This window comes from Protaetiibacter larvae, assembly GCF_008365275.1.
Taxonomy (GTDB): Bacteria; Actinomycetota; Actinomycetes; order Actinomycetales; family Microbacteriaceae; genus Homoserinibacter; species Homoserinibacter larvae.
On sequence record NZ_CP043504.1, the window covers coordinates 2409230 to 2428468 of the forward strand.

Consider the following 19239-nt stretch of genomic DNA (forward strand, 5'->3'; position numbering starts at 1 on the left):
GGATGTTGTCCTTACTGGTTCGGGATTACTGGGCGGCGGGCTTCTTGGCGGCAGGCTTCTTGGCAGGCTTCTCGGCCTCGACCTCAGCCTCGGCCTCGGCGGCGGGAGCCTCCTCGGCAGCGGCCTCCTCGGCGGCGACCTCCTCCACGGCGGCCTCGGCCTCGGCGACCACCACGGCGACCTCCTCGGCCGCAGCCTCGGCATCACCCTCGACACGCTCGTCGACGGCCTCGATCTGCTCGGCGACCGACGGGGTCTCCGAGGCCTCGAGGAGCTCGCGCTCCCACTCGGCGAGCGGCTCGACGGCCGAGACGTTGCCCTCGGCCTCCGGCTTCTGGTGACGCTGGATGAGACCCTCGGCCGCGGCGTCGGCGATGATGCGGGTGAGCAGGCCCACCGAACGGATCGCGTCGTCGTTGCCCGGGATCGGGTACTGCAGCTCGTCGGGGTCGGCGTTGGTGTCGAGGATGCCGATCACCGGGATGCCGAGCTTGGTGGCCTCGTTGACTGCGAGGTGCTCACGCTTCGAGTCGACGACCCAGATGGCCGACGGGGTCTTGGTGAGGTTGCGGATGCCGCCGAGGGTCTTGTGCAGCTTGTCGAGCTCGCGCTTCTTGATGAGGAGCTCCTTCTTGGTGAAGCCCTTCGTCGTGTCGTCGAAGTCGATCTCCTCGAGCTCCTTCATGCGCGCGAGGCGCTTGGAGACCGTCTGGAAGTTGGTGAGCAGTCCGCCGAGCCAGCGCTGGTTGACGTAGGGCTGGCCGACGCGGGTCGCCTGCTCGGCGATGGCCTCCTGGGCCTGCTTCTTGGTGCCGACGAAGAGGATGGTGCCGCCGTGGGCGACCGTCTCCTTGACGTAGTCGTAGGCCTGATCGATGTAGGCCAGCGACTTCTGCAGGTCGATGATGTGGATGCCGCTGCGCTCGGTGAGGATGAAGCGCTTGACCTTCGGGTTCCACCGGCGGGTCTGGTGTCCGAAGTGCACGCCGCTGTCGAGCAGCTGGCGGATGGTGACGACGGCCATGGCCGTTCCTTTCCGGCAGGCACGGCGAAGCCGGGCCCGCATGTTCTCAGTTGTCTGCCGCGACCGGTCGGTCGCGATCCCTGGTGCCCGGACGCGATCCCGCACACCGTCTCCGGTGGGACTGAAGGGATTGCTGCCACGAGTGGGCACGCGAAGTCACCCGCCGAAACGGGTGCTACGGGGAGTCTAGCACCGCTCGTCCCCCGCGGGGAGCGGGCCGATCCCTCCCCCGCCACCGCGCGGGCCCTGTGGGGGCCCAGGGTGCAGGCGAGGATGGGCGGATGCGCCGCCTCCTCCGCCTCCGCCCGCTCGCCGCGGCGCTCGTCGCCGCCGCGCTGTGGAGCTGGCCGGTGGCGGCCCCGCATCCGATCGTGCGCGGCTTCGTCGCGCCCGCGACGCCGTACGCGGCCGGTCATCGCGGGATCGACGTGCGTGCGCCCGAGGGTGCCGAGGTGAGGGCGCCCGCGGGGGGTGTCGTGCGGTTCGCCGGATGGGTGGTGGACCGCCCGGTGCTGTCGATCGACCACGGAGGCGGCGTCGTCTCGAGCTACGAGCCGGTCGCCACCACGCTCCAGGCGGGCGACCGGGTGCGCCGCGGCGACGTCATCGGCACCGTGCTCGCCGGGCACTGCGCATCCCCGTGCCTGCACCTCGGGGTGCGTGTCGACGGCGCCTACCTCTCGCCGCTGCTGTTCCTCGGCGGCCAGCCGCGCGCCGTGCTGTTGCCGCTGGGTCCCGATGGGCGATGATGCCTGCATGGGTCCCGATGATCTCGGTTTCGGTTTCGACGCGTTCGGCGCCTTCGGCGTGGTGTTCGTGGTGCTGCTCGTGCTCGGCCTGCTGTTCATCGCGGCCGTCATCACCTTCATGGTCATCGCGATCACGAGGAACGTGCGCAAGGCGAAGGAGCTCGGGCACGATCCGCTCACGATGGAGACCGAGCTGACCGCGCGCGCGATCGACTCGAAGCTGCTGGCGCCCGAGGTCTCCACCGAGGCGCGGCTCGCCGAGCTCGACGACTTGCACGCCCGCGGTGTCATCACGGCGACCGAGTACGCCACGGCGCGTGCCGAGGTGATCTCGAGCCTCTGAGCCGGAAGCCCGCCGCTCAGGCGCGGGGATGCGCGAGCCGGTAGCTCTCGCGCAGCCGTTCGATCGACACATGCGTGTACAGCTGCGTCGTGGCGAGGCTCGCGTGACCGAGCAGCTCCTGCACGATCCGCAGATCGGCGCCGCCGTCGAGCAGGTGGGTGGCGGCGGTGTGCCGCAAGGTGTGCGGCCCGGCCGGCCCGCTCCCCGGGAACTCGGCCAGCTCGCGGGCGATGAGCTCGTAGACGCTGCGGGTGTTGAGACGCCCGCCACGGGTCCCGAGAAGCACGGCGTCGCCGGATGCCGAGGTCGCCAGGCGCGGCCGAGCCGACTCGAGGTAGGCGTCGAGGGCGCGCGCCGCGGGTGCCCCGAACGGCACCACGCGCTCTCTCGCCCCTTTGCCGAGCACCCGTAGGGTGCGCGCCTCGCGATCGATGTCCGCACGGTCGAGGCCGACGAGCTCGCTCACGCGCAGGGCGGAGGCGTAGAGCAGTTCGACAACGGCGAGGTCGCGCCGGGCGATCGGGTCGTCGTCGTCCGCGCGGCGCTGCAGTCGCTCCAGGATGGTGTCGAGTTGGGGGCGGGTGAGCACCCGCGGCAGGCGGCGCCCGCTGCGGGGGGTGCGCAGCCGCAGCCCCGGATCGCTCGCCAGCTCGCCGGTGCGGGTGAGCCAGGCGGTGAAGGTGCGAGCCGAGGAGGTGCGCCGCGCGAGGGTTGTCGGGGCGAGGCCCGCCTCGGACCCCTTCCACACCCAGTCGCGCAGGGTCTCCAGGTCGAGCTGCGCCGCATCCGCCTGCCCGAGGCCTTCGCTGAAGGCCGCCAGATCCGCGAGGTCGGCCCGGTATGAGCGCACCGTGTGCGAGGAGTAGCCGCGTTCGAGCGTCAACTCGGCGAGGTACCGCTCGATCGCCGCGCGCAGCTCCATGCGCTCATGGTGCCACCGCTCAGCCGCGCCCGGAGCGCTCCACCTCGGCGAGGCTGAAGGTCGAGGTCTTCGAGGAGAACGCCTCCCGGCGCTCCTCGGCGCTCATGCGGGCGAGCGCCTCGAGGAAGGCGCCCGAGAACCCGGACACCCGGGGGGCGTCGCTGATGGGCACGATCGCATGCACCACCTGGTCGGCGTAGACGTTCACGAGGTTGAAGGTCTGTCCGCGATCGATGCCGGCGAGAGTGCCCGGTTCGGCGCTCGCGTCGATCGTGTAGCAGGTGGCCGCCGCGACCGAGACGGGGACCCCCGCGAAGGTGCCGCTCGTGGAGTAGTGCAGGTGCCCGGCGAGCACACCGCGCACATCGCTGCCGCGCACAACCTCGGCGAGCTCCGCCTGATGGTCGAGCTCGATGATCGCCATGAGTTCGACGGGCGACGGGATGGGCGGATGATGCAGCGCCAGCAGGGTGCCGTGCGGCGCCGGGGTGGCGAGTTCGGCGCGCAGCCAGTCGAGCTGTTCGGGCACGAGGTCGCCGTGGTGGTAGCCGGGCACGGTCGAGTCGAGGGCGATGATGCGGAGACCGCCCACGTCGTAGACCCGATCCTGCGGCGCGCCGCTCGCCTCCTCACCCAGCAGGATCGAGGCGAACGGACCGCGCTCGTCGTGGTTGCCCATGACCCAGATCACCTGGGATCCCATGCGTGCGGCGGCCGGCTCGACGAGCGCCTTGAGTCGCTCGTAGGCGTCGGGTTCGCCGAGGTCGGCGAGGTCGCCCGTGATGACGATCGCCTCGGGGCGCACCCCGGAGCGCTCGAGCTGGGCAAAGGCCCGCGCGACGTGGGCATCGGTGTCGACGGCACCGTAGAGCGGACGACCGCCGCCGAGCAGGTGCGTGTCGCTCACATGGGCGATGACGTGGACGGGCGGCGCATGCTGGCCGAGCTGGACCATGGTGCCGAGCGTAGCGTCAGCGGCTGACGCCGGGGGGTGGCCTCAGGATGTCGCGCCGTAGTCGTAGAACCCCTTGCCGGTGGCCACGCCGAGGCGCCCCTGGTCGATGTAGTTCTCCTTGAGCCAGGCGGCGATCTTCTGCGACTTCTCGTCGCCGTGAACCATGATGTTGTAGGGCGTGTTGAGGCCGATGACGTCGAAGATCTGGAACGGTCCGAGCGGGGCGCCCGTGCCGATCCGCCAGACCTTGTCGACGTCGGCCGGCTCGGAGTAGCCGAAGGCGGCGAGCTCGGCGGCGGAGTGCAGCAAGGGCACGAGCAGCGAGTTCAGCACGTATCCGGCCTTCTCCTTGCGGATCGGGATCGGGACCATGCCGATCCTCGCGGCGAAGTCGACGACCGTGTCGAAGACGGCCGGATCGGTGTCGGGGGTGCCCATGATCTCCGCGGTGTTGAACACCCACACGCGGTTTGCGAAATGCAGGGCGAGGAAGCGGTCCGGGCGGCCGGTGGCGTCCTTGATGGCGCTCGGCAGGAGCGTCGAGGAGTTGGTGGCGAAGATCGTCTTCTCGGGGGCGAGGGCGGCGAGCTTCTCGTAGGTGGAGCGTTTGAGCTCGAGCACCTCGGGGACCGCCTCGATCACGAGGTCGGCGTCGGCGACCGCGTCGGCGAGGTCGGTGGTGGTGCGGATGCGAGCGAGCGCGGCGTCCGCCGCGCCGTCGGCGGCGCCGGGGACTTCGGCCGCGTAGGTGGCGGCGAGGCCCGCGAAACGCTGCCGGGCGGCGGCGAGCGCCTCGTCGGTGATGTCGTAGGCGGTCACCTCGATGCCGTGGAAGGCGGTCTGGAAGGCGATCTGCGAACCGAGCACTCCGGTTCCGAGCACGGTGACCTTGGCGATGTCGTTCATGTGCCGAGCGTATCCGCGCCGCCCCGCGGAATCACCCCGTCTTCTCGTGAACGCGCACCCAACCGCCGCCGCGTTCGGCGACGGCCCCCTCGAGTGCCAGCACCCCGAGTTCGGCCCGCACCCGGTCGAGGGCGAGCCCCGAGAGCAGCGCGATCCGGTCGACGGATCGCGCGCTGCGGAGGGAGAGGGCGTCGAGCAGGCGGATGCGGGTGCCGCCCGGGTCGGCGGGCCGGCGCCGACCGGAGGCCTCCACCTGCTCGACGGCCGCTCCCTCCGCGTTCGCCGTCGCCGGCTCGACCTCGAGGGGCACGAGTTCGGCGACCTCGTCGGCGGTCGTCACGCAGACGGCGTCGTACTCGCGCAGCAGCCGGTGGCACCCCGCCGATGCGGAACTCGTCACGGGACCCGGCACCGCGCCGAGCGGTCGTCCGAGCGCCGCCGCATGCCCGGCCGTGTTGAGCGAGCCCGAGCGCGCCCCGGCCTCGACGACCACCGTCGCGATGCTGCTCGCCGCGATGAGCCGGTTGCGCATGAGGAAACGCCATTTCGTGGGTGCGACCCCGCAGGGCACTTCGGAGACGACCGCGCCGCTCGCCACGATCCGGGCGAGCAGCGCCTCATGCCCGGCCGGGTAGAAGCGGTCGAGGCCGCCCGCGAGGAAGGCGACGGTGGTGCCCCGGCTGGCGAGCGCGGCGCGGTGCGCGGCGCCGTCGATGCCGTAGGCGGCGCCCGACACGATCGCGTAGCCGCGATCCACGAGCCCGGCGGACAGCTCGACGGCGACGTGCTCCCCGTAGCCGGTCGCGGCGCGCGCACCGACGATGGCGATGGCCCGATCCAGCTCCCCGAGCGCCTCGCGGTTCCCCCGCGTCCACAGCGCATTCGGCGCGTGCGGTCCGAGGTCCGCGAGACCACGCGGCCACTCGGGGTCGCCGGGCACGATGAGGCTCGCGCCGAAGCGCGCCGCCTGCCGGAACGCGAGCAGGGCCGCCGCCTTCGAGATGCGCGGCGTCCAGCGGGCGACGGCCTCCGCGAGCTCGGTGTCGTCGACCTCGACACCCCGCTCGACGATCGCGGCGCGCAGGAGGCCACCGGAATGATCGTCGATGAGGCGTGCGAGGGAGGTCTCGGCCCCGAGCGCCTCGATCACGGCCGTCGCGTGCCGGTCGCCCGGCTCGGCGATGCCGCTCCAGGTGCCGCGCGCGAACCGCTCCGCGACCGCATCGCGGTCGTGGTCCGGTGCCGTCACCGCACGAACGAGGGTCGCGACCGTCGAGGTCGCGATGCCGAGGATCGTCATACCGCCGCCTTCCGCAGGTACAGAGCCCGACCGAGCTGGTCGAGGCCGGGTCGTTCGACCCCGTCGAGGTCGGCGAGGGTCCACGCGAGCCTCAGCACCCGGTCGTAGCCGCGCATCGTGAGGGCCCCGCGCTCGAGCGCCCGGTCGAGAGCGGAGGTCGATCCGGACGCGGGCGCGCCGTCCCGGCGAAGCCAGCCGCCGGGCGCGTGGGCGTTGAGTCGCCACGGCTGGTCCGCGAGCCGCCGCGCGGCGCGGTCCCGCGCCTCGACCACCCGCGCCCGCGCCGCCGCGCTCGTCGTGACGGGCGCCTGGGTCGAGAGCCGCAACTGCGCGGCCGTGACCCGGGGGACGTCGAGCTGGATGTCGACGCGGTCGAGCAGGGGCCCCGACATCCGCCCGAGATACCGGCGGCGGGCGAAGGGGCTGCAACTGCACTCGGCGTCGCGCACGCCCGCATTGCCGCATGGGCACGGGTTCGCGGCGAGCACGAGCTGGAATCGGGCGGGGAAGCTCGCGGTGGCCGCCGCGCGGGAGATCGTGATGACCCCCGACTCGAGCGGTTGACGCAGCGCATCCAGAGCGGACGGCGCGAACTCGGGTGCCTCACCGAGGAACACCAAAAAGCGCCTTTGCCTGTCTCAGGGCCGCGACGCTCTCGCGACGCTTCCGCGACGCTGGTGCGACGCTGAGGCTATACTGAGCGTCGCGGCCAAAAGCCAATGATTACTTGCCCTCCGGGCTCGTTGCGACGCTGCGACGCTCCCATGGACACCTTTGCAGTATGGACACCAGTTTTGGCTCCCACCAAGACGCCGGCCACCTCGGCCTGCTGATCCACCCCGTTGCGCATCTCCGCGCAGATCGGAACCCATCATGGCAACACCCCTGGAGCCCCGCCCCTACCTCGCCATCCACCTCGTGACCGTGGCGCCTGACGGCCTCCGCGACCTGCACGTGCGGGTCGCCACCCGTACCTCTGGCGTCGTCGTCAAGCGTCTGAACGCTGGCGAGTCACACCAGCCCCTCCTCCCCTGGCTCGAGTCGGCTCAGCTGCAGCTGCCCCACTCGTTCCAGTCCTACCGGCTCGCCTGGGGCGTCGGTGCTGGCGAGCACGCCACCGCGCTCGTCTTCGGCCACGACCCTCTTGCCGACGGCGGCTCGTTCGATGATGAGCACGGCTACTCCGGTCCGGTCGGCGGCGTCCGCGATGACGTCCTCCTCGGCGCTGACTATGAGACCCTGTGGGGCTCGGACGGCGGCCCCGACTTCATCGACCACGCCGGCCAGCCTGTTCCCCGCGACCAGGTCAACCTCGTCGGCGTCTATCCGAACCTCCTGACCGCTGAGAACCGCGGGAAGGTGGTCAAGTGAGTGCCACGACCGACGCGCTGGACGCCTTGATCGCTGACTACGTCCTGATGGTGAACTCCGCGGGCGAGGGCTTCACGGTCCCGCGCGATCCCTCGGCTCCTCGGGTCGCGATGGCCGCCGACGCGCTCGTGAGCGACTTCCTCTACCGGCTCGATCGCGAGCACGGCATCGACGCCTACAGCCGCACGGACGCCGTTCGCTCGTGGCTCGACACCCGGCTCACGATCAGCACGGCGGGTCGCCTCCGCGTCCCGGTCGCCCTCCGCGCCCACCAGGTGGTGGATGACGACACCGGCGCTCCGCGTCTGCTCATCGACCTCGGGGACCCTGAGGTCGGGTTCTTCATCGACGTGCGCGCTGGTGGCTGGACCCTGTTCGACCCGCGGGTGCCCGGCGCCGACGAGCGCTACCCGGTGGACGAGCGCCCGGTGTTCACGCGCCCCTCGACCGACTTCCGAGCCCTCCCGATCCCCCGCCGTGGCGAGGTCCGCGGCGAGGGGCGCGACTGGCTCCGTGGCGCGCTGAACCTGAGCGAGCGTGACTGGCGGCTCGTCTGGGGCTGGATGCTCACGGCCTACTTCTCGCAGTGGGACCGCCAGGGCCTCCTGTTCGTCGCGCCCACGAAGGTCGGCAAGACCCTCCGCGCCGGCATGGTCCTCCGCTTCATCCAGCCCTCGGACCCTCACGCCGACGGCATCGGGGCGGACTTCCCCGAGAGCCAGCGCGAGTGGGGCAGCCTGATCGCCGGCAACGCGGTCCTCGCGTTCGACGACGTGGAGCGGATCAGCGACAAGGCCCACGGCAACCTCAAGCGCATCGTCACGGGCGTCGCGTTCAAGACGCAGACCCTCTACAAGACGAGCGGCCTCACGGTCACCCGCGGCAAGCGCCCCCTTGTGCTCACCGCGTCGGGCACCCCGTCTGGGCTGCGCGACGACCTGCGCAACCGGCTCTGGCTGGTCGAGCCCACGGCCCCGCCTGTGGGCGACCGGCTGCGCTCGACGTTCGAGCACATGGCCCCGGCGATCTTCGCGGACCTGCTGGACGACCTCGCTGACGCCCTGGCCCTCTACCTCCCCGCGGAGGGCGAGTTGGCTCGGCAGATCAGCGAGACCGGCGTGGGGGTCCGGCCCCTGGAGGTCACGGCCTTGTTCCGCGCGCTCGACCGCGCCCAGGGGCTCGACCCCTCGGCCGGCTTCGAGCAGGCTGCGCGTGACGCGCTCCAGGACTCGCTCATGGAGGCCGCGTCGGGCGATCGCTTCGCCTACACGGTGCGGGTGTTCCTCAGCGGCCACCCGGACGGCGGCGTGCTGTCGAGCCAGGACCTCCTGGCTGGGCTGGCCGAGACCGCGCGCGAGCTCTTCCCTGACTCGCACCCCGAGCGCGAGGACTGGTTCCCGAAGGACGCGACTCGCATGGGCACGTTCTTCACGAAGAAGGCCGACAGCCTCAACGAAGCCGGCGTCTACCTCGCGAAGAGGATGCCCGACCGCAACACCCGCGGCTGGGCGTGGGAGCCGATCCCCGAGGACCTGCGCGTCTACGCGCCGACCGCGCCCGCGCCCGTCCGGCTGCCTGTTCGGACCTCGGACAGCGACCTCAGCGGCCCGGCCTTCCCCGACGAGCCCAAGGGCTAGCCCCGCGCAACGTTTGCGCAACAGATGGTCCCGCGAGGCTCCCCGCGGCGCCGTCTGGCCCCGTAGTACCCGCCCCAGATGCGGTATATACCGGTGGGGAGAGAAAACGGCTCTCCCGCCTCACTGACGCCTCGGCCCTCGCTGGCCGGGGCGTTACTGTTTGCCTGCGCTACCTGAGGAGCCTCGTGCCTCGTCGCAACCGCCGCCGCCCCGCCGCCGATCCGGTCCAGTACACTCGCCTGCTCGCTGAACTCCGCGACGCCTGGGCCGTCCGCATGGGCGCGACCTGGCATGAGGTCCGCGCGGCCCGCCGGGCTGGCATCGAGCCCGGCACCCCTGCCTTCGGCAGGTTCCAGAGGGAGCACCGGCGCACGCGCCAGGAGCGGGAGGCCTCGCGCCCCGTCTCGGTGGACGACGCTCGCTCCGTCCTCGCGGCGTACATCTCATGACAGCTGACTGGTGCCCCGTGGCGGGGTTCCCCGGCTACGAGGTCAACAGCCAGGGTCAAGTGCGCTCGCTCGATCGCATCGACAATCTGGGTCGCCCTCGCCGTGGGCGCTTGCTGAAGCCCCGGGACGCCAATCAGAAGGGCCACCTGTCTGTGGTGCTCTCACACGATGGGTTGCGCCAGACGGCTCGCGTCCATCGCCTCGTTGCTAGCGCGTTCATCCCGAACCCTCTGGGTTACCCGCTCGTCAGGCACCTCAACGGGAACCCCGCCGACAATCGCGCCGCCAACCTCGCTTGGGGTGACGTCGCGATGAACTGGGCCGACGCGCGCCGACACGGGACGGCGCGCCGAGCCGCCGGCCATTAGACCACCCGCGCCAGTCGCGGGTACATAGCGCTCGACCTCGGTCGGGTGCGCTCCGCCGCGTCCGCGGTGCCGAGGCCCAGGAGGGCAGAGCGCCGAGCACGGACACCGGTCGCTGCCAGCCAGTCCACCCGCAGGAGCGGGACCGGGCCGCTAGGCCGCAGTCGGGCAGGCACTTCCGGCGTCAGTCGACGCCACAAAGTGACCCTACCCATTGGAGTCAACCATGGACACCAAGTCCACCCTTCGGGCGGAACTCTCCGCCCTCCAGATCAAGCTCTCCGCCGCGGTCGAGGCCGCGAAGTCGAGCGGTCGCGACCTCACTCCCAGCGAGGCGGATGCGATCGAGCGCGGCTCGGAGCGCGCGGTCGAAATCAAGGCCCAGCTGAACGCGATCGAGCGTGGCGAGAAGAACGCCGCTCTCATGGCGGGTGCGGGTGCCGGTGACTACGGCTTCGACGCCGGCATCAACGGTCGCCAGCACGCTGAGCAGAGCCCGGCCGGCGCGAAGGGCTTCATCACCCCCGCGTCGATCAAGTCGATGACCTCGGCTGTCGCGGCTCGGGGCATCAAGGCGCTCGTCGCGGGTGGCTCGTCCACCACGGCGGTCGCTCTGGCAACCGACCCCATCCCGCTCGGTCAGCCGAACCTGGGCCTGCTCTCCCTCATCCCGACCAAGGTGCGGGAGACGCCCAACTACAAGTACCTGCGCCAGACGGTGCGGACCAACAACGCGGCCGTCGTGGCTGCGGGCGGCACCAAGCCGACCTCGGTCTACACGGTCGCGGAGGTCGCGGGCGCGCTCCAGGTGGTCGCCCACCTGAGCGAGTACGTGGACAAGTACCTGCTGGACGACAACGACGACCTGGAGCGGTTCCTCGCGGGCGAACTCCAGGACGGCGTGATCCGCAAGGTCACCGCGAACGCGATCGCCGCGTTCGCCGCGACCTCGGGCATCCAGACGCAGGCGTTCACGGACACCGCGGCGGACAGCATCTACGCCGGTGCGTCGAAGGTCTCGGACCTGGGCTACTCGCCCTCGCTCGTGATCCTCAACGTCGCCGACTACGACGCGATCCGCCTCTCCAAGGACGCGGAGGGTCGCTACTTCGGCGGCAGCCCGTTCGAGGGCGGCGCACGTCCCGGCGTGTGGGGCTTCAACACCCTCATCAGCGCCGACCAGGCTGCGGGCGAGGCGCTCGTGCTCGACACCTCGAAGGTCGGCATCAGCACCGACCGCGAGGGCATCCAGACGGTCTGGGACGCGATCAGCGGCTTCGACACGAACCGCGTTCGTGCTCGCACCGAGGGTCGCTTCGCTACCGACGTGTTCTCGCCGGCGGCAGTCGCCAAGGTGACGCTCACCGACGCCTGACCTCGTCAACCTCCGCGGGTAGGTAACCCGCAGGGCCGGCACCTGTCAAAGGGTGTCGGCCCACTCAGCCACGGCCGCCCGGCGTGCGAGGCCTTCGAATGCCTTCTCGGAGCCCGCGTCGGCGCGGTCGTGGCGACTACTTCCCCAGCAGGGGGTATGCGGCCTGCATCCCGTGGCTGGTGGCCCTGCGGCTCAACCCCCGGCAATGGCGAAAGTATGTGCGGCCGTTTCCGATTCCGCGTCCCGAATCGACCTCCTGAAGGAGAACCGAATGCCTGCCCTCAACCGCCACGAAGCGATCGGCCATGTTGACGCGATCGCGTCACGCCTGAAGGCCGCGGGCGTCGAGAGCAGCACGCTCGCGCGCCTCTCGCGCGAGTTGAAGACTGAGGGTCCGGTCACCGCGGATCGCATCACCCTCCTCCAGTCGCTTGCCATGCAGTTCGAGACCGTTCTGCTCAACGCCCAGGCGCTGAGCCTCGGCGACTACAACCTGCCGGCGCTCCGCCTGCTCCTGTCGCAGGCGATCCCCCAGTCCCAAGACGCCGAGGCGTCGCGCTCGGCCGCCGAGGTACACGCGGCTATCGCCGCCGCCCTTGCACCATCACCCTCCCGCGGCTACCACCCCGGCCACCTCTGACTAGGAGCCATGATGACCACGCACACCGACGAACTCGAGCGGACGATCGCGTCCGACCCGGTGCTGTCCGACGAGGCGCACGCTGCCGAGGTCTACCTCGCGCGCACCCTCGCGGCCGAGCTCGACCGCCAGGCCGTCAGGGGCGACCTCCAGACCCGGACCATCGCGACCTACGCCGGCACTCTCGGCGCTCTCCGCCGCGTCGTCCGTGATGAGCGCGCCCGTCGCCTCCGTGAGTCGGCCCGCGAGACCCGACCGGCCTCGCGCCTCGCGATGATCCAGGCGCAGGCGGCGAAGGTGGCCGCCCCGGGCTCGTGACCTCCGCGCCGATCCGCTGCGCGGGCTGCAAGGCCGAGCGTCCCCGCGACGAGTTCGGCGTTGACCAGTCCCGGCCCGGAGGCGTCGCCCGCAGGTGCAAGGCCTGCGAGCGCGACCGCAAGCGCGCCGAGCGCTCGACCCCCGAGGGCCGGCGCGCCAACGTCGAGGCGGTGCGCCGTCACCGAGCCAAGATCGCCTCCCAGACTTCCGCGGGGAACCCTCCCGCCTGACCACCAGCGCGTCACGATCGATGACGCCGCCTGAGACCTGCCCTGGTTCGCCCGGGGCGACCACGCCATGCGGCTGCTACCCCGCGACGGCGTGCCCAAAGACCGAGCCCGGTCGCCTCGCGGGAGGTAGCACCCGCGTCGCGGCCGGGCTCTCTTTTCGTTTGGACAACCCATGAACCCCATCTCTGTCCGCGGCCACGTCGTCGCGTCCCTCGCCCTCCTCGTCGCCGTCGCGCCCGTCCTCGCCGTCCCGGTCCTCGTGGCCGCCGCGGTCGGTGCCCTCTGATGGGACGCCCTGTCGGGCGCGGCCTGACTGAGACCCGCGACGGCTTGATCGTCACCGCCCGCGAGCGCCAGCGCTTCAAGCGCGCCAACCGCCTCGCGCGTACCGACGACCAGATCGTCGCGGCCCGCATCGCTCGCCACCCGGACGGCCTCAAGTGGTGCCCCGGCTGTCAGCGCCAACTCCCCTTCCACGCGTTCGCCGAGAGCCGACGCGAGGTGGACGGCCTCAGCCCGCGGTGCTTCGGCTGCCGCGCGCACCGCGACGAACAGGAGACCCGCCCGTGACCGACGACACGACCCCCTCCCCCGAACTGGACCCGTCCGCCGACGCTCCTAGCATCTGGCAGCCGACCCCGCGGCTCCCCTCGACCCTGGAGGACAAGCCGTGGCGGTGACCGACGAGACCGGCGCGTTCGAGCCCTTCATGGCGGCTGGCCTCCGCCTCCGCGGCCTGCTCGCGGACGCCGCCGAGCCTCAGTGGATGGCTGGCGCGACGCCGGTCCCCCGTGAGGACACCACCGAGCGGAGCAGGGGCATGGTGAACGACCCCGTACCCACCGCAGCGGCCGACAAGCGCCGCCTGGAACTCCGCGCCGCGGTCATCGAGGCCGAGCGCGTCCTCCGCGGCGCTGACGCGGCCCTCGCTCAGGCGGTCGGGTCGCTGGAGGCTGCTCAAACCCGGTGGCTCTCAGAGGCCACGGAGCCTTCCGACGACGGTTAGCCCGCCAGGAAGATCCGGTGGTCCCAGATCGTCACCGGTGGCTCCGGGTGCTCGTGAAACGACGAAGCCCCCGAGGTCGGTTGACCCCGGGGGCTGTCGTGTCGCTCGACTCACGCCTTCGCGGCCGCGGCCTCCTGCTCGGCGAGCAGCGCCAGCGCCTTCTCGACCCGCTCCTTCTTGCGAGCGCGGGACGCCTGCGACTGGGCGACGCGGACGGCCTTGGCGTGAGTCGCCTTGACTGCGCGGGCGGCGTCGATGACCGCGTCGAGGCGCTTCAGGTACTCGGGCAGGTCGGCCTTCTCGACGGCGGCTCCGGCCTCCGCGGTCAGCGCGTCAAGCGCGGCGGTCAGGTTGTCGGTGTTCTTGGCGGCCATGGTGTGCTCCTTAGCGTCGGTGTGGCTCGTTGGTTCGAATGTGCCGCGCGGTCGTCGCCGCAGGAGCCCCTGGTCGCGGAGTCCAGTGGCTTCCCCGCGTTCAGTCGTCCTCGACGGGGTGCTCGATCCACACCGGCACCAGTCGGTCCTCCATGCGGCTCAGCCGCCCTGGGCTGGTCGCCTTGACGACCCGCACGCCGTCGAGCATGTCGCTCAGGATGTGTTGGCGCTCGGGGATGTCGCCGTCCTTCCACGCGTCCCGCAGCAGGCGCCCCGTCGCTGTCCGAACGGTCACGATCTTCCCTGGCTCTGCGAGTAGCCGGCGCCGCTCGGCCTTCAACTCGTCCAGCCTCGGCAGGAGCACCCCGTAATCGGCGCCGTCCGCGGCAAGCGCCGCCTGCAGGTCCTCGATCGCCTGGGCCACGTCGTCCAGCGCCCCGGCGTCGCCGCCCTCCGTGCGGGTCTCCACGCGGTACTCCTTCAGGTCGCCGATCATCTTGAGGATCGTCGCCTCCATGTACTCTTCCGCGGCGTCGCGGCTCACGCTCACGCCTGGGCACGAGTGGTCTGGTACTGCGCGGTTGGAGCACCTGAACGCGTCCACGTTCCGCCCCTTGCGGCGGGTCGCGTAGAGGACGCTCCCGCAGAGGTCGCAGAACAGCACCCCGCTCAGCCACGACGCCGCCTTACGCGCCTGGTTCGGCCCGCGTGCCTTGAACATCTCCTGTAGAGCCGCAAAGGTCCCCGCGTCTAGCACTGGCTCCCAGCGCTGGATCGGGAGCCCCTGCGCGTCCGTGACGGCCCTGTAGTCGATGATGGGAGACCCGTCGCTGCGCCTGCCGGTCTCGACCATGCGCGTCGTGCGGCCTAACAGCGTCGGTGACTGCATCAGCTTGCGGATCGTGGAGACCCGCCAGAGCCCGCCGTCGTGGCCCTCGGTCGGCTGGCCCTTCTGCCTCGCCCTGCGGGCGGCCGACTGAGGCGTCGGCACCCCTGCGTCGTTGAGGTACCTCGTCACCTCGGTGATGGTCCCTCCGTGGGTCAGCATCCTCGCGGCCTCGCGCAGGTGCGCGGCCTCGTAGTCGTCCACGGCGAGCGCCTTGCCTCCCTCGGCCCTGGCGACGGCGCGGTAGCCCATCGGCGGCGAGCCTCCGAGCCACCGCTGGCTGCTGGGGTCGGTCTCCGCGAGGACGTGGGCCCTCATCGACCTGATGCGGTCGCGCGTCGCCTCGGCTTCCATGGCGGCTACCTCGGCGATCACGGCGGCCATGATGCCGAAGGCGGGCTGGTCTGACCTCAGCCCCTCCTTCTTGGCTACGAACAGCGACCCTGGCCTCTCGCGCAGGACTGTGACCAGCCTCGCGACGACGCTGAGGCCCATGCGGCTGAAGCGGCTCATCTCCCAGACGGCGAGCACGTCCGCCTGCCCGTCTGCGATCGCCTCTAGCGCGGCCTCTGCCTTCTTGCGCTCGACGCGCCCGCTGAGGCCGTCGTCGCGGAACGTTCCGACTACCTGCCACCCCTCGGACTCCGCGAGGTCGAGCAGCTCGCGCTCCTGACGCGCGATGCTGACGGACTCCTCCGTGCTGCGGGAGACTCGCACGTAGAGGACTGCTCTCTTGGCCATGGTTCAATATACGCCTTTTGGCCTTCCTCGACTCGTCCAGGAAGAGCACGCCGTGTGCCGCACGCGCCGCCGCCCCCGGCCGGATGACGCCGCTGCCGCCGCCGACGATCGCGGCGGGCGAGGCGGAGTGATGCGGTGCCTCGATGGGCGGTCGGGTCGCGAGCGAACGCCCCACCGGCAGCCCGGCGAGCGAGCGGATCGAGCTGACCTCGATCGCGGCACGCTCGTCGAGGTCGGGCAGGATGCCCGGCAGCCGCGAGGCGATCATGGTCTTGCCCGCACCCGGCGGGCCGAGCAGGAACATGTGGTGGCCGCCGGCCGCGGCGACCTGCACCGCCTCCACGGCGTCCCGGTTGCCGATCACCTCGGCGAGGTCACCCGGCTGTTCGACGACGGCAGGGGCGGCGGCAGGCACGAGCGGCTCGACCTCGATCGGGTCGAGCGCCGCGCCGTGCCAGATCGCCGCGTCGCGCAGACTCGGGACCGCCACCACGCGGACGCCCGGCACGAGAGCCGCCTCGTCGGCGTTGCCGGCCGGCACGAGCACGGTGTCGAATCCGGCGCGCTCCGCGGCGAGCACCATCGGTAGGACGCCGCGCGACGGCCGCAGGCGACCATCGAGCCCCAGCTCGCCGAGGTGCACGACCCCCGCGACGGACACCGGGTCGACGAGGCCGTCGGCGGCGAGCAGCGCGAGAGCGATCCCGAGGTCGAACGCGGACCCGGTCTTCGGCAGCGACGCCGGCGAGAGGTTGATCGTGACCCGCCCGCTCGGAAAGCCGAACCCCGCGTTGCCGACCGCCGAGCGCACGCGCGCCTTCGCCTCGCCGAGTGCCGCATCCGGGAGCCCCACGAGCACGAACGCCGGAAGACCGCCTGTGGTGTCGGCCTCGATCTCGACGAGTGCGCCGTCGAGCCCCAGCAGCGCAACCGCGTGGGCGCGGCCGACGCCCATCAGAACACCCCCACGAGGTGCTCGATGCGAGGATCCGCGTCGCGGGGTGCCAGCACCGCCACCGCGTCGATGCGGATGCGGCCGCGTTCATGCGGATGCGCCGCGCACCACTCGCGCGCGAGCCTGCGCAACCGAGCGAGCTTGACGGGGGTGATCGCCTCGAAGGGATGCCCGAATGCGGTCGAACTGCGTGTCTTCACCTCGACGAAGACGACGGCATCGCCATCCCGCACCACGAGGTCGATCTCACCCTGCCGACAGCGCCAGTTGCGCTCGATCAGCCGGTAGCCGCGTGCCAGGAGGTGCCGCTCGGCGAGGCGCTCGCCGCGCCTGCCCAGTTCGTCTTTCGCCGCCATGACCGAGAGCCTGACGGTCGTCGCGACGGCACGACCGCGGGATCCGCGCATCCGCGCGGTGGCAGCGGGCGCCCCGACTGGGGAGGAGCGGAGTCGGCGCCCCGGAGGGCCCGCTTAGGCTCGACGGGTGACCATCGCTCTCGGAATCCTGCTGCTCGTCAACGCCGCCTTCAACGTGCTCACCTGGCCGACCTTCCTGCGTCGGGTCGCCCGCGACCCCCGTGCCCGGGACGCGTCGGGACAGGCGACCCGCTTCCTGCGCGTGCACCAGGTGCTCGTCGCGATCGCGATCGTGCTCGCCGTCGCCTCCGCGGTGTGCGGGATCTGGGCACTCGCCGCGGGGTGACCCGCCACGGGGTGACCCACCGCGAGACGAACCGCGCACGAGCGACCGGCACGGACGCCGCCACAGGCGTCCGGCATCCGGCTACTCGTCGAGCGCGAGCTCCTTCGGAAGCTCGAGATCCTTGTCGCCGCGCACCTCGACGTTGACGTCCTTGAAGGTGAGCACCCGCACGCTCTTCACGAAGCGGTCGGAGCGGTAGACATCCCACACCCACACGTCGTTCATCGTGAGCTCGAAGTAGAAGTCGTGCTCGGTGTCGTGGCGCTCGAGAGAGACGTCGTTCGCGAGATAGAAGCGGCGCTCCGTCTCGATCACGTACTTGAACTGCCCCACGACATCGCGGTACTCGCGGTACAGGGCCAGCTCGACCTCGCGGTCGTAGTCGTCGAACTCGTCCTCGTCCATCCTGAGAAGTGTAGTTCGGCCGCGGCGGGTCCGATGCCGCTCAGAACAGCGCGGGCTGCTTCAGCCAGCTCCACCGGTGCAACGCGCTCGACCCCATCCTGCCGATCGCCGCATAGTGCGACGCGGACGCGTAGCCCTTGTTGCTCACCCACTCGTAGCCCGGATGCACGGCATCCGCCTCGATCATCAGCCGGTCGCGGTGCACCTTCGCGAGCACGGATGCCGCGGCCACCGTGGCGCAATCGCGGTCGGCCTTCACGCGCGTGACGACGCGCGGACGCGATGCCGCCGGCCAGCCGTCGAGCGCCGGGGTGAGCCAGTCGTGCGAGCCGTCGAGCACGACGACCGCAGTCTCGACCGACACGCCGGCCTCGCACAGCGCCTCCAGACCGCGGAGCGCGGCGAGCCCCAGCCCGGCGATGATGCCGAGGCCGTCGACCTCCGCATTGTCGGCGAGCCCCACGGCCGAGAACGGCGACCAGGCGAGCACCTCCGGGTGCAGGGCCTCGCGCCTGGGCTCCGAGAGCAGCTTCGAGTCGCGCAGGCCGACCGGGATCCCGTCGACATCCGCGAAGAACGCCCCCAGCCCGACCGCGACCGGGCCGGCGATCGCCCCGCGACCGACCTCGTCGCAGCCGATCACGAGCGTCGCCCCGTCGTGGAACAACGCGCGCTCGAACTCGAGCGTCGGATCGGCGACGCTCATCCGCCCGAGGTGTCCGTCGTCGACGGTTCGAGCGCCGGCGCCCCGGAGTTCTCGACCGCGGGGGTGGTCGGATCCGGCACGTCCGCGAAGGTCGTCGGGTAGTTGTCGAGCCAGGTCCAACGGCTCACCGGCCAGGTGATGAGGATCGCGCGGCCCACCACATGGTCGATCGGCACGAAGCCGTTGCCGGGCTTGTCGCGGTTGTAGCGGGAGTCCTGGGAGTTGTAGCGGTTGTCGCCCATCACCCACAGCGAATCGGCGGGCACCGTCACCTCGAAGTCGTCGCGCGAGACCTTCGTGACGCCGGGGCCGAGCTTGACGTAGGCGGACTCGTCGAGCGGCACCCCGTTGACGGTCATCTGACCGAAGTCGTTGCAGCACGCGACCGTGTCGCCGGGCAGACCGATCACGCGCTTGATGAGGTGGTCGTTCGAGTCCGGCGCCGTGAGGCCGACGATCGACAGCAGCCAGTCGAAGAACCCGGCCACCGGGTTCTGCTCGACCGGCGGCACGGGGTCGAGCCAGCCGCCCGGATCCTGGAACACGATCACGTCCCCGCGCTGGATCGGCATGAGCTTCGGCTCGAGCTGGTTGACGATGATCCGGTCGTTCTTGAGGAGCGTGTCCTCCATCGACTCCGACGGGATGTAGAACGAGCGGATCAGGAAGGTCTTGATGAGGAAGGAGATGACGACCGCGGCGACGATGATGAGCGCCACATCCCGCAGGAACAGGCCGAAGCTGCGCTTGCGCGAGACCTCCTCCCGGCGCTTCTTCGCGTTGCGCGACGTCGGCTCCGCCTCCTCGGGAACGGTGGAATCGGCGGTCACCGTCTCGGGTGCGTCCGTGTCGTCGCTCATGTCTCCCCTGAAGTCTCTGC

The 19239-nt window shown here is 71.3% G+C and carries 23 protein-coding genes and 1 pseudogene; 11 read left to right on the plus strand and 13 right to left on the minus strand.

The window, feature by feature from the left end; translation table 11 throughout:
• Positions 1 to 25 precede the first annotated feature (25 nt).
• Positions 26 to 1024, minus strand: coding sequence for a 30S ribosomal protein S2 (rpsB, locus tag FLP23_RS11385; RefSeq protein WP_149325965.1), 999 nt, complete (start codon positions 1022 to 1024; stop codon positions 26 to 28).
• Positions 1025 to 1305: 281 nt separating this feature from the next.
• Here rpsB and FLP23_RS11390 point away from each other — a divergent pair, with 281 nt between their 5' ends.
• Both FLP23_RS11390 and FLP23_RS11395 read left to right on the plus strand, forming a co-directional pair.
• Positions 1306 to 1773: a murein hydrolase activator EnvC family protein gene (locus FLP23_RS11390; protein ID WP_149325966.1), complete on the plus strand. Its 468-nt coding sequence runs from the start codon at positions 1306 to 1308 to the stop codon at positions 1771 to 1773.
• Between the two features lie 7 nt (positions 1774 to 1780).
• Positions 1781 to 2116, plus strand: coding sequence for an SHOCT domain-containing protein (locus FLP23_RS11395; protein ID WP_246139983.1), 336 nt, complete (start codon positions 1781 to 1783; stop codon positions 2114 to 2116).
• A 16-nt stretch (positions 2117 to 2132) separates the two neighbouring features.
• Here the strand turns inward: FLP23_RS11395 and FLP23_RS11400 are convergent, their stop codons facing one another.
• The 5 genes from FLP23_RS11400 to FLP23_RS11420 are packed head-to-tail and all read right to left on the minus strand — an operon-like array spanning position 2133 to position 6816.
• On the minus strand, positions 2133 to 3038 hold the full coding sequence (locus FLP23_RS11400; RefSeq protein ID WP_149325968.1) for a tyrosine recombinase XerC: 906 nt from the start codon (positions 3036 to 3038) through the stop codon (positions 2133 to 2135).
• A 19-nt stretch (positions 3039 to 3057) separates the two neighbouring features.
• A complete protein-coding gene (locus FLP23_RS11405) occupies positions 3058 to 3993 on the minus strand; it encodes a phosphodiesterase (RefSeq protein ID WP_149325969.1) in 936 nt (311 codons plus the stop codon).
• Positions 3994 to 4035: 42 nt separating this feature from the next.
• Positions 4036 to 4899 (minus strand): 3-hydroxyacyl-CoA dehydrogenase, encoded by an 864-nt coding sequence (locus tag FLP23_RS11410; RefSeq protein ID WP_149325970.1) that lies wholly within the window; start codon positions 4897 to 4899, stop codon positions 4036 to 4038.
• A gap of 31 nt (positions 4900 to 4930) precedes the next feature.
• Entirely contained in the window at positions 4931 to 6199 is a 1269-nt protein-coding gene (dprA, locus tag FLP23_RS11415) for a DNA-processing protein DprA (protein WP_149325971.1), read from the minus strand.
• On the minus strand, positions 6196 to 6816 hold the full coding sequence (locus FLP23_RS11420) for an ATP-binding protein (RefSeq protein WP_246139984.1): 621 nt from the start codon (positions 6814 to 6816) through the stop codon (positions 6196 to 6198). Before FLP23_RS11420 ends, dprA begins: the two co-directional genes overlap by 4 nt.
• Positions 6817 to 7072: 256 nt before the next feature.
• Between FLP23_RS11420 and FLP23_RS11425 the strand changes: the two genes are divergently transcribed.
• The 8 genes from FLP23_RS11425 (at position 7073) to FLP23_RS11465 (ending at position 13590) form a co-directional block, all read left to right on the plus strand.
• The gene (locus FLP23_RS11425; RefSeq protein ID WP_149325973.1) at positions 7073 to 7570 is read left to right on the plus strand and encodes a hypothetical protein; all 498 of its coding nucleotides are present in this window, start codon (positions 7073 to 7075) and stop codon (positions 7568 to 7570) included.
• Positions 7567 to 9207, plus strand: a complete 1641-nt coding sequence (locus tag FLP23_RS11430; protein WP_149325974.1) for a hypothetical protein — start codon at positions 7567 to 7569, stop codon at positions 9205 to 9207. The genes FLP23_RS11425 and FLP23_RS11430 overlap by 4 nt, the downstream gene beginning before the upstream one ends.
• Before the next feature lie 445 nt (positions 9208 to 9652).
• Entirely contained in the window at positions 9653 to 10024 is a 372-nt protein-coding gene (locus FLP23_RS12630; RefSeq protein WP_149325975.1) for an NUMOD4 domain-containing protein, read from the plus strand.
• 223 nt (positions 10025 to 10247) lie between these two features.
• Positions 10248 to 11396, plus strand: a complete 1149-nt coding sequence (locus FLP23_RS11440) for a phage major capsid protein (protein WP_149325976.1) — start codon at positions 10248 to 10250, stop codon at positions 11394 to 11396.
• A 271-nt stretch (positions 11397 to 11667) separates the two neighbouring features.
• A complete protein-coding gene (locus FLP23_RS11445; RefSeq protein WP_149325977.1) occupies positions 11668 to 12036 on the plus strand; it encodes a hypothetical protein in 369 nt (122 codons plus the stop codon).
• A gap of 12 nt (positions 12037 to 12048) precedes the next feature.
• On the plus strand, positions 12049 to 12354 hold the full coding sequence (locus FLP23_RS11450) for a hypothetical protein (RefSeq protein WP_149325978.1): 306 nt from the start codon (positions 12049 to 12051) through the stop codon (positions 12352 to 12354).
• Between the two features lie 560 nt (positions 12355 to 12914).
• Entirely contained in the window at positions 12915 to 13154 is a 240-nt protein-coding gene (locus FLP23_RS11460; RefSeq protein WP_149325980.1) for a hypothetical protein, read from the plus strand.
• A 106-nt stretch (positions 13155 to 13260) separates the two neighbouring features.
• Complete coding sequence (locus FLP23_RS11465; RefSeq protein ID WP_149325981.1) at positions 13261 to 13590, plus strand: DUF7169 domain-containing protein; 330 nt, start codon at positions 13261 to 13263, stop codon at positions 13588 to 13590.
• A gap of 110 nt (positions 13591 to 13700) precedes the next feature.
• On the opposite strand, the gene FLP23_RS11470 is transcribed toward FLP23_RS11465, so the two are convergent.
• From FLP23_RS11470 to FLP23_RS11485, 4 genes and pseudogenes are all read right to left on the minus strand, one after another.
• A complete protein-coding gene (locus FLP23_RS11470) occupies positions 13701 to 13964 on the minus strand; it encodes a hypothetical protein (RefSeq protein ID WP_149325982.1) in 264 nt (87 codons plus the stop codon).
• A 100-nt stretch (positions 13965 to 14064) separates the two neighbouring features.
• Complete coding sequence (locus FLP23_RS11475; RefSeq protein WP_149325983.1) at positions 14065 to 15591, minus strand: recombinase family protein; 1527 nt, start codon at positions 15589 to 15591, stop codon at positions 14065 to 14067.
• Between the two features lie 61 nt (positions 15592 to 15652).
• Positions 15653 to 16546, minus strand: a pseudogene (locus FLP23_RS11480) (magnesium chelatase domain-containing protein); the annotation flags it as partial.
• A complete protein-coding gene (locus FLP23_RS11485) occupies positions 16546 to 16902 on the minus strand; it encodes a YraN family protein (RefSeq protein ID WP_149325984.1) in 357 nt (118 codons plus the stop codon). The gene FLP23_RS11485 and the pseudogene FLP23_RS11480, both read right to left, overlap by 1 nt.
• 127 nt (positions 16903 to 17029) lie before the next feature.
• Here FLP23_RS11485 and FLP23_RS11490 point away from each other — a divergent pair, with 127 nt between their 5' ends.
• Positions 17030 to 17248 (plus strand): SCO4848 family membrane protein, encoded by a 219-nt coding sequence (locus tag FLP23_RS11490; protein WP_149325985.1) that lies wholly within the window; start codon positions 17030 to 17032, stop codon positions 17246 to 17248.
• 81 nt (positions 17249 to 17329) lie between these two features.
• On the opposite strand, the gene FLP23_RS11495 is transcribed toward FLP23_RS11490, so the two are convergent.
• Genes FLP23_RS11495 through lepB form a run of 3 tightly spaced genes read right to left on the minus strand, consistent with a single transcriptional unit; the run spans position 17330 to position 19219 of the window.
• A complete protein-coding gene (locus tag FLP23_RS11495; protein WP_149325986.1) occupies positions 17330 to 17653 on the minus strand; it encodes a DUF2469 family protein in 324 nt (107 codons plus the stop codon).
• Between the two features lie 40 nt (positions 17654 to 17693).
• The gene (locus FLP23_RS11500) at positions 17694 to 18359 is read right to left on the minus strand and encodes a ribonuclease HII (RefSeq protein ID WP_149325987.1); all 666 of its coding nucleotides are present in this window, start codon (positions 18357 to 18359) and stop codon (positions 17694 to 17696) included.
• Positions 18356 to 19219, minus strand: coding sequence for a signal peptidase I (gene lepB, locus FLP23_RS11505; RefSeq protein WP_149325988.1), 864 nt, complete (start codon positions 19217 to 19219; stop codon positions 18356 to 18358). The genes FLP23_RS11500 and lepB overlap by 4 nt, the downstream gene beginning before the upstream one ends.
• Positions 19220 to 19239: the final 20 nt, after the last annotated feature.